This is a genomic window from Thermogutta sp., from assembly GCF_014359955.1.
Taxonomy (GTDB): Bacteria; Planctomycetota; Planctomycetia; order Pirellulales; family Thermoguttaceae; genus Thermogutta.
This window is the reverse complement of record NZ_JACIYL010000183.1, coordinates 1-6784: the sequence shown is the minus strand read 5'-3', so window position 1 is coordinate 6784 and position 6784 is coordinate 1. Positions and strand designations below refer to the sequence as shown.

Below are 6784 nucleotides of genomic sequence, written 5' to 3'. Positions count from 1 at the left end.
CGCCGGCGCCGCCGCTGCGCCTGGGCGAGTTCACTGCACTGCAGCTGGCGGTCTCCAGCCAGCCCGCGCTGTGGCGCTGCCCGCTGATCGCTTTAAGTGACAACGTCACGTTACTGCGCGAGTTTTTGCTGGATGAAGCCCCCGGCAGCCTGATGGCCAGCCTGCGCCAGCGCCGGCTGGCCGGGGATGTGGCGCTGAACTGGCTGTATCAGGATCGGCACCTCGGCTGGCTGGCGCTGGTCTTCGCCAGCGACCGGCCGGAAGAGGTCGACCGGCAGATAACCCACTGGCTGCAGGCGCTACAGCAAACGACGCCTGAGCAGCAGCAACACTACTATCAGCTATCCCGCCGCCGCTTTCAGGCGCTGTCGCCTCTCGATCAGCTGCGCCAGCGGGCATTCGGCTTTGCCCCCGGCGCGCCGCCCGCCGGGTTCGCCGATTTTTGCGCCGCCCTGCAGGCCGCCCCGTCGGTCAGCCTGGCCTGTCAAACCGTTTCCCCATGGGAGCCTGTTGCCACCCAGGGCTTTAGCCTGCCGCTTAGCCGCTGGCGCCGCCGCCCTGAGTCTGACCCGGCGCTGGCGTTCGCTTTCTATCCGCAGGCCGCTGGCGATCTCGTTGCCAAATGCCCGGAGAAAGCCGCGCCGCTGCTCCATCTCCCGTTACCGGAAGAGCCGCCGAGGCTCCTGCTGCGACCGCCCTTCTACTACTCGCCCGATCAGGCCGAAGGACTGGCGCGTGGGGAACAGCTGCGCCCACTGCTTGCCGCCCTGCGCCATGCCGGGGGACACGGCGAGTGGCATCTGTTCGACGGCAGCTGGCAGTTGACCCTCCAGCTGCCGGAGCCAGGCCGACGGCCGGAAGCGATCCTGCAGGCCATCCTGCGGCAGCTCGCGCTCCCGGTCGCCTCGCTGACCCCACCGCCGGAAGTACACTTCTCCACGGTCAGTTTCAGTGAAGAAACCCGTCCCCAGCTTGCCGGCCACCCAGAAAGAGTGCACCAGCATACCGACGACGGCCAGCAGAACCAGCGCCCCAACGACGGGATAATGCTCGGTGAACCTGAGAAGCTGGCGGTAAACGGCAACATTGGCCGCCAGGACGCGGTCGAACGCCTCGGCAAGACGGCGCAGCAGGGAGCGGCGCTGTGTTGCGCGGGGCTTCAGAATGAGCGAACACAGCATGGGTGTCAATGTGAAGGAGATGAACAGCGACACCAGTGTGAGAATGAACATCGTCATCGCCAGCGGTGCGATGAAAAGCCCGACACGCGTCTTCATCACGGCCAGCGGGAAAAGCACCACCACGTTGGTCACGGCACTGGCCAGGACCGCGATGAACACCTCGTTGGCGCCGAGGCGTGCGGCCTCTTTGGGATCACCCAACTCGTCCAGCCGTTTGATGATCGCCTCCAGAACCACGATCGAATTGGTCACAAGGATCCCCACCGAAAGCCCGATCGCGATAAGGGTGGAGGTGTTGAGCGTGTAACCGACCGCCTGCATGAAGAACAGCCCGATGATGATCGTCAGAGGCATCGTGATGGACACGATCAAAAGCGAGCGAACTTCATAAAGGAAGAAGAAGAGAATCGCGGCTGTGAGGACAATCCCGATGCCAACGTTTTTCCAGGCGTCGGCGTTCATGGCCTCGATGAACGTAGCATCGTCCGACACCCAGATGAGTTTCATGCCGGCGGGGAGCTCCTGATTGAGCCGGTCGATCGCTTTCTTCACAGCGTTGGCGACGGCCACCGGATTGGCGTCGGCCTTTTTCACGACCTTGATGGCGATACAGGGTTTATTGTCCAGCGTTGCCCGCTGGCGTACCTCCTCAGTCGCCAGAATGGCCCGACCTACGTCCCGCAAATAGCACCGGCGGCCTTCCTGGTTGGCGATTTCCAGATCATTGAGACCGGCGATCGTCTCATAATCCGCGTCGAATTTCACGGAGTATTCGGTATCTCCCTCGCGGATCCGACCAGCCGGGATTGTCTTGACGCTCGACTGCACGGCTTTGACGACGTCCATCGTCGTCAGTCCCCGGGCGGCCAGCTTGTCGCGGTCGAGTTCGAGATGCACTTCTCGCTTGGCACCGCCGATCAGTTGCACGTCGGCCACCCCCTGAATCACCGTGAGCCGGTCGCGAAGCTCGTTGTCCGCGTAGTCGTACAGTTCATCGATCGGCACATCACCAATGAGTGCCATCGTGGCCACGGGTTTGGCGTTGATGTCGAACTTCTGAATGATCGGGTCTTCGACGTCCTCGGGCAATTCGGAGCGGATGAGGTCGATTTTTTCGCGGACGTCCGTGGCCGCAATATCCACATCCACCCCCATTTCAAATTCCAGGAGCGTCTGGCACACGTTCTCCATGCACACAGAAGAAACGTGTTTCAGACCCTCGATCGAGGACACAGCATCCTCGATTCGCTTGGCCACGTCGATTTCCAGCTCTTCGGGAGAGGCACCTGGATAGACCGTCACCACCGTGATGTACGGGATGTCGACTTTGGGCATCAGCTCCAGACCCATCCTGCGGAAGGCGTTGAGCCCGAGGAGCATCAGCCCAATGATCAAACAGCTTGTGGCGACAGGGCGACGAACCGCAAAATCGGCAATGGTCATGGACCTGCCTCCTTGATAACTCGGACCGGTGTCCCGTCATCCACGAGCGACTGGCCCGTGGTGATAACGGGGACAACCGCCGACAATCCCGAACGGATCTCCCGCCAGCCTTCTGTTTCCCAGCCTAACTCGACGGGCACCGCCTTGGCCTTTCCCTCTGCCACTATGAACACGACGTTACGGCCTCCGCGCTGCTGGACAGCCGAGGCGGGGACACCCAACCCCTGCCGCGAAGCCAGCACGAGCGTTACTTCCGCCAGGCAGCCAGGCACCACTTCCGGTGGCGGCGATTGGAGGAGCGCCTTCACCTGGAAGGTCCGCAGGCGAGGTTCAATGACAGGGCTTTTGAAGCTGACAGGCAATTCGCCCAGGTCACGCCCTGCCGCCCGGACACGCATCTTCGTTTGTCCAACCACCACCTGGTCGTAATATTCGGAGGGGACGAAGATGCTCACCTCCACGAGCGAAAGATCATCGATACGGAGAACAGGCTCCCCGGCTCCTGCCATCTCGCCCGGCTCTTTCATCCGCCTGGACACGCGACCCGAAACTGGAGCTATCACGAGCGAATCGGCCAGGTCTTTCTCCGCAATTTTCAGGTTGAGTCGGGCCTGCTCAAGTTGCGCCTTGGCTAGCTCGATGAGCGTCCGCACATGACGGACATCGGCTTCCAACTGCCGCACCTGCGCTGCCTGGTGCTCCACCATCTGACGGGAAACCGCACTTTGCTGCGCCAGGTCTTTGTAACGGGCCAGATCGGCCTCGGCCACCTCCTTCGCCACCAGCGTCTTCTCCAAAAGGGCCTCCTTTTCCCGCACGGAGCATTCCGCGACCGTGACCTGTTCCTGGGCGATGGCCACCGCCTGCGTCAGTTTTACCGAGTCAGTCTGGAAGAGTTTCGTCTTCCCCGCCTCCACCAGATCCCCTTCATCCACAAAAATGGCGTCCAGCGTGCCGGGGATTCGGGCGGAAACAAGAGCATAACGCTTCGACAGGATGTTCCCTGCCACCTGGACCCGCTGTTCAAAGACCATCGTCCGCGCAGGCTGCACAATGACCGGCATAGCATTCTGAGCTTCCCCAGCATTCTCATTCGCTGCTGGAGAGCCAGGTCCTTGGGAACCCTTCTCTTCCCCAAACATCCAGCCGGAAAGGACAGCGATCACCACCCCTACCGCGACAACCACGGCCGCTATTCCCAAGCTGATCACGTTTTGCCATATTTTCTGGCGAGTCATGATTCCTCCTCCTGGATGCCCTCTCTTGTGAGGAACGTCTCCAGTCCCTCCTCCGGATAGCGATTTCGTCTGTCAACTGACAATCCACTCAAAACCGGTCGAACAAGCATTTCGCGGTGAGTCGTTTTCCTTCACAGGGCGGTCAGCCAGTCATCCAAACATACCTTCAGCCCGTCGCAGCTTGCGCTTCGCTGCGCCCAATCCCGTGCACAAAAACGTCCAAAAGCCGCTGGACGGTCTCGTCAATGGGGCGACTTTCGCCGGTTTCGAGCTGACGTTCGATCACGAATTGCAGGGCCCCGATGATCATTTCCGCCACAACCACCGGCTCGAGCGATCGAAAAACCCCCTCCTCTATGCCCTGTTGGACGATTGCTCGAAAGCGCTCGATCGCCAGGCCGTGCTTGGCCCTTTGCGACGTGAAGCAAAGTTCCCGCACGGCCGGATCACGAAACAGAAAGTCGAACAGAGAGCGGTGCTGAGAGAAATACTCCAGCCACATGCGGACCATGGCCTCAAGTTTCTGCAGAGCGGGAGAGGCTTTCTGGACGATCTCTTCTCCCGCCTGAATAGCCGGTTCGATGATCTGCTCGAAAACGTGAGTCACAAGTTCTTGCTTGTTGCGGAAATAGTGATAAATGCTGCCCTTGGCGACGCCTGCGACTTCGGCCACACGGTCCATGGTCAGCCCTTCATAGCCGTGCTGCTTGAGGACCTCGAGCGCCGCCTGGCTGATACCGTCTTTCATGACGGAGGCGGCAAGTTCGCGAGACTTTTCAGTCAAGCTTGGCGTCATAACCCCCCCTAATTGGTGAATCGTCTCTACAGCGTCGATCGGCCAGCACAATTTCCGGTGCAACTTCACATTTCAGGTCTTCAGTCCGCCAGGATTGCCGGCCGGGATGGCATCCCGTGCAGTCACCTCTTCGCTGGTTCACCGGAAATGACAGTCCTTCGCTTAGACCAATACGCCAGAACCTCAACCAGAGTTCGCTTTTCTAAACCAATCGTAGAGAACTTTGACCAATCAGTCAACGTCGCAACTTGTCAGTTTATTCCTAACCGCGCTTCGTGATTTTTCCGAAGTTATCGAAAGCAGCGCGGAGAACGAAGACTCCGGCCTTGATAACGATTCGGGCTGTAATGAGGAAACTCCGCAGGAAATGTTGACTGCGCGGCTTTTTTAGCTAGCTTGCCAGGGGGATTTCTATGGGGAACACACAACCCGGAGAATTACAAAGGCACCGAACCTGGAGTCCCGCCAACTCGGCGAGGAGACCACGGTCAGGGATTGTCGCCCTCGCTTCCCTAACCACCCTCTTGTTGATTGCGGCAGGTGGCTGCTCCACCAGTTTGAGGGATTGGTGGCATAAAGGGTTCAAGGTCGGGCCCGACTATTGCCCTCCCTCCGCTGAGGTCGGCGAAGCGTGGATCGACAGCAACGATCCGGCGGTAAAGACATCCGGGAACATCGATTACGCGCATTGGTGGACGGTCTTCAATGACCCCGTGCTCAATGAACTCGTTTACACAGCCTATCAGGAAAACCTGCCGCTGAAGATCGCCGCGTGGCGGATCATGGAGGCGAGATACCAACTGGGGGTGGCACGCGGCTATCTCCTCCCACAAGAGCAACAAGCGATCGGCTCTTTCATGCGAAATCAGATGAGCGGGGAAGCGTTCCCCATGTCCAAGTTTTCCCAGATCCCCGGCTACAAGATGTCTTACGACGATTGGCTGGGCGGTCTGACGGCTTCCTGGGAACTGGATTTCTGGGGACGGTACCGACGGATGATCGAGGCGGCCGAGGCCAACGTCCAGGCGCAGGAGGAAGATTACAACGCGGCCCTCGTCTTGCTGCAAGCGGAGGTGGCTTCCACGTACATCCAACTCCGTGAACTGGATGAGCGTCTCGATCTTGCGCGCAAGAACGTCGCTCTTCAGCGGGACACGCTGGCCATCGCCAAGGCTCGATTCGAGCAGGGCATCGTCAGCCAGCTTGACGTGCACCAGGCCCAGGCGATCCTCTCCAACACCGAGTCGATGATCCCCATGCTCGAGTCCATGCGGCGCGTGGCCGAGAACCGCCTGTGCACACTTTTGGGGCAACCTCCGCAGGACCTCGACCCGGTGCTGGGTCCGCCGGGCAAGATTCCCACTGTTCCCCCCGAGGTCGTCGTGGGAATTCCCGCCGACCTGCTCCGCCGCCGGCCCGATGTGCGGCGTGCCGAACGACTTGCGGCGGCCCAGTGCGCCAAGATCGGTGTCGCGGAGGCCGAATTCTATCCCCACATTGCCATCACCGGTCAACTGGCCTGGCAGGCGGAAAACTTCAGCGACCTGTTCGGGTCCAGCGCCTTTACGGGGATGATTGGACCGGGCTTCCGCTGGAACATTCTCAATTATGGCCGGATTCGCAACAACGTGTTGATGGAGGATGCCCGATTCCGGCAGGCCATTCTGGGATACCGGGAAACGGTGCTCCGTGCGGCTGAGGAAGCCGAAGACATGATCACCGCATTCCTGATGGAGCAGCGGCGGTTGCGGGCATTGGAGCAGGCCACCCAGGCCACCGCCCAGGCCTCTCAACTGGCCGTCGCCCAGTATCAGCAGGGCCTCATCGACTTCCAGCGTGTGATCGACTCGCAACGGGCGCTGGTGCAGCAACAGGATGCGCTGGCTGAATCGCGAGGAAAAGTGGCCCTCAACCTCATCGCTGTGTACAAGGCCCTGGGGGGCGGCTGGGAGATGCGCCGCAATCCGGCGGCCGGGATCATTCTGACACAGTTGCAAACAAACCAGGGTTCTCAGGGCGGCCCGGCGGCAGCCCCCTCGCCGACCCCCGCCGAGGTTCCGCAGTCGGCGTCACCGCCTTCTCCCTTCAAACGGGAACCGGAAAATCCGCCATCACAACCCCCAGCA

Annotated in this window: 5 protein-coding genes; 1 reads left to right on the top strand and 4 read right to left on the bottom strand. The window is 60.6% G+C overall.

Annotated elements, in window-relative coordinates; genetic code table 11:
* Positions 1-110: 110 nt before the first annotated feature.
* The 4 genes from H5U08_RS07660 to H5U08_RS07645 form a co-directional block, all read right to left on the bottom strand.
* Entirely contained in the window at positions 111-287 is a 177-nt protein-coding gene (locus H5U08_RS07660) for a hypothetical protein (RefSeq protein WP_297031835.1), read from the bottom strand.
* A gap of 372 nt (positions 288-659) precedes the next feature.
* Entirely contained in the window at positions 660-2624 is a 1965-nt protein-coding gene (locus tag H5U08_RS07655) for an efflux RND transporter permease subunit (RefSeq protein ID WP_297031833.1), read from the bottom strand.
* The gene (locus tag H5U08_RS07650; protein WP_297031831.1) at positions 2621-3862 is read right to left on the bottom strand and encodes an efflux RND transporter periplasmic adaptor subunit; all 1242 of its coding nucleotides are present in this window, start codon (positions 3860-3862) and stop codon (positions 2621-2623) included. Before H5U08_RS07650 ends, H5U08_RS07655 begins: the two co-directional genes overlap by 4 nt.
* Positions 3863-4028: 166 nt before the next feature.
* A complete protein-coding gene (locus tag H5U08_RS07645) occupies positions 4029-4646 on the bottom strand; it encodes a TetR/AcrR family transcriptional regulator (protein WP_297031829.1) in 618 nt (205 codons plus the stop codon).
* A 569-nt stretch (positions 4647-5215) separates the two neighbouring features.
* On the opposite strand from H5U08_RS07645, the gene H5U08_RS07640 reads away from it, so the two are divergent.
* Positions 5216-6784 (top strand): efflux transporter outer membrane subunit (locus tag H5U08_RS07640; protein WP_297031827.1); only part of this gene is annotated, 1569 nt, incomplete at its 3' end.

Coding starts and splice junctions, on each gene's coding strand:
- H5U08_RS07655 (WP_297031833.1), bottom strand. CDS start 2,624: ATGACCATTGCCGATTTTGCGGTTCGTCGCCCTGTCGCCACAAGCTGT.
- H5U08_RS07650 (WP_297031831.1), bottom strand. CDS start 3,862: ATGACTCGCCAGAAAATATGGCAAAACGTGATCAGCTTGGGAATAGCG.